4 protein-coding genes are annotated in these 2540 nt (G+C 45.2%); 3 read left to right on the forward strand and 1 reads right to left on the reverse strand.

Annotation, left to right across the window (positions count from 1 at the left end; genetic code table 11):
• A partial coding sequence (locus tag ACFIO3_RS11340; RefSeq protein ID WP_375704483.1) for a helix-turn-helix domain-containing protein occupies positions 1–362 on the reverse strand: 362 nt, incomplete at its 3' end.
• Between the two features lie 152 nt (positions 363–514).
• On the opposite strand from ACFIO3_RS11340, the gene ACFIO3_RS11345 reads away from it, so the two are divergent.
• The 3 genes from ACFIO3_RS11345 (at position 515) to ACFIO3_RS11355 (ending at position 2410) form a co-directional block, all read left to right on the forward strand.
• On the forward strand, positions 515–808 hold the full coding sequence (locus ACFIO3_RS11345) for a helix-turn-helix domain-containing protein (protein ID WP_375607952.1): 294 nt from the start codon (positions 515–517) through the stop codon (positions 806–808).
• 193 nt (positions 809–1001) lie between these two features.
• Positions 1002–1400 carry a hypothetical protein gene (locus ACFIO3_RS11350; RefSeq protein WP_375607953.1) on the forward strand — a complete coding sequence of 133 codons (399 nt, stop codon included), beginning with the start codon at positions 1002–1004 and terminating at the stop codon, positions 1398–1400.
• Entirely contained in the window at positions 1400–2410 is a 1011-nt protein-coding gene (locus ACFIO3_RS11355) for a ParB/RepB/Spo0J family partition protein (protein WP_375607954.1), read from the forward strand. Before ACFIO3_RS11350 ends, ACFIO3_RS11355 begins: the two co-directional genes overlap by 1 nt.
• The last annotated feature ends 130 nt before the right edge of the window (positions 2411–2540 follow it).

Below are 2540 nucleotides of genomic sequence, written 5' to 3' on the forward strand. Positions count from 1 at the left end.
TCAGGGGGGAGTTTTATATTTGCATCGCGATAGGTTGTATAAGCTATGCGACCAAGCTTTTTCATGAGACCAGCAGGGATGGTAGGCGCTTTAAAACCTGCTGCTTTCGCTTTTGCCATGTCACTAAACATTTCACCTTCACCAGTAACGAGCCAATCTAGGGATACTCCACAACGATTTTTATATATTCGCATTATAGATGCAGGGGGTTCTTGCAAACCCGTTTCATAATTACGCATAGTTGTTTCGGGAATATCAAAATGTTTAGCAAATTGCTTACGCTCCGCGAAACCAAGGGTGTGCCGTATTTCACGTAATCGTTTTGCCAGTTCTGTTTTAGGTTCTTTTTCAGGGCGTGCCAAAAAAAATCACTCCAAATGCTTTTTCGGTATTTACAAAAGCCGAATTTGGCATTATATCTCATATTACCGCCCGATATTGAGGGCAGATATTCTACAATTAATCCCACAAAAAACGGATGTGGGAGCATCCGTTTAAAGCAGGAGCGAAAGTTATGACAACCTCACAAAAATGGGATCGCCATAGTATTTTAGCTGAGCTACGCCGCCGTAACATGACCTTGGCGGAGCTCGCGAAAGCGTATCAACTCCCGTCATCCAGTGTTCAACATATCTGGACACGGTCTAACGAGAAAGCCGAACGCGCTATTGCCGATTTTATCGGTTTGCCCGTTGAGCAAGTTTTTAGCGACCGCTACCCCAAAAGTCGCCGTCGTATTTTTAAAGCAGCAAAACATGCCAACACAGATTCGCGTGCGCATTCTGCTTTGCGCGGTAATGCTGCTTGAACTTCGTTACACGGCTTTGCGTTTTTGCGCATTTGCCATGAATTTATTACCATAAGATGAAAAGGTTTATCAATGTCTAAAGATCAATACGAAATAGGCAAGATAAATTGCATAGAGTTGCATCATAGAACAGCCGTTTGGGTAGTTTTGTTTTCCATAGGTGGTAAGCGGATTTTACTAATGGTGGATGGTTATGGTTGCAGCTTATAATTTATGGACGCCCGAGGCAAAAAGAGAAATCTTTAATCCTTATTCAGAAGCTGAACGGTTACAAATGATGCTTTCCTGTTCTTTAAAAGCAGTGAGTGGTGGCTTTCGGCATGTACCGATCCGGTATATTATTGATCCTCAGCATGGATTGTTTGATGCGATATTAGCGCGGCAAATTGCCATTCATATTTTGCATTATCAGTTTGAGGTACCGCGGCGGCGTATTGTTGCCATGCAAGTACGGCAGCAGACTGCTATCTTTCTTGCTTTGCAAGTGATTAATCGGCGTTTAGAAGAACCCGTTTTTGCGAAAGCTTATCGAAGATGGGTGGGTCGTGCGATGGATTTATTCTTTAAAGAGATCAGAAAGGTGGGGGCGTGATGGCACAGTTTCAAAAGCTTGCTCTTGATGTGATTGTGGTGCCGGAGCGTATACGCCCTGTGGATGATGAGCATGCCAAGGCACTTGCGCAATCAATAGTGCGGGAGGGATTGATGAATCCAATTACGGTGCGCCATACGCCCAATGCTAAAGAGGGCAATTACACGCTGATTGCTGGTGCGCATCGGCTGAGGGCTGCTGAGCTTTTAGGCTATAGCGAAATTGATGCTGTTGTGGTGCAGGCGGATAAAGAGAATGCTGCGCTTTTAGAAGTGGCTGAAAACCTGTTTCGCAATGAATTGTCTGTTATTGATCGTGCGCTTTTTGTCCAGACTTACCGCGAATTGTGGGAAAAGAAGTATGGGGAAATTAAGGTTGGTGGGGACGGTAGTAATCAACATAAAGTCAAAAAAGAGCAATTCGGTCAAGTTGACCGAATTGCTCAAAGGGACAGCAATGCAACTTCAGAGCACCATGAAACTGGGTGTGAAGGGGATGAAAAATCAAAGGATCAAGTTGATCCTTTGATCGGTGATGAGAAATTGGGACAAGTTGATCCTATTTCTAAAATGAGCAATAGTGCAAACATTGCACAATTGCATGATGAAGAGCAATTGGGTAAACATTACCCTTTTGCTGAACATGTGGCAGATCGTATTGGTTTATCGAAACGTGCAGTGCATTATTTAACGAAAATTGCCCAACATCTACAGCCGGAGTTGCGGTCGGTTTTGCGGGGGACGGCATTGGCGGATAATCAAGCGCAATTGTTGAAATTAGCCAAGATGGAGCCGGTTGTGCAACGGCGGGTGGCGATTGCTTTGCAACAGGTTGATGGGGATTTACGGCGGGCTGTTGATTTGGTCAATGGGGTTAATACGCCGCCGCAAATTAATGAACAGGAACGGATTTTTGCTCAGTTATTAGGGGTGTGGCAGAGAGCAGATGCGCAGACAAAGGCGCGGTTTTGCGCTTATCTTGCAAGAGAACGAGGGGAGGTGCTGTCATGAAGAGGCATGGTTCCCAACAGCTTGATTTTTTCCAAAAGCCGGTTTTTCCCTGTCGTGAACCCGTTGCGCAGATTGATTTAGGGCGGTTTCGCTCACGCATTAAGCGTGCGATGGCGCGGGCTTTGAGAGA

The organism is Bartonella sp. AD328YNZD (genome assembly GCF_042196425.1).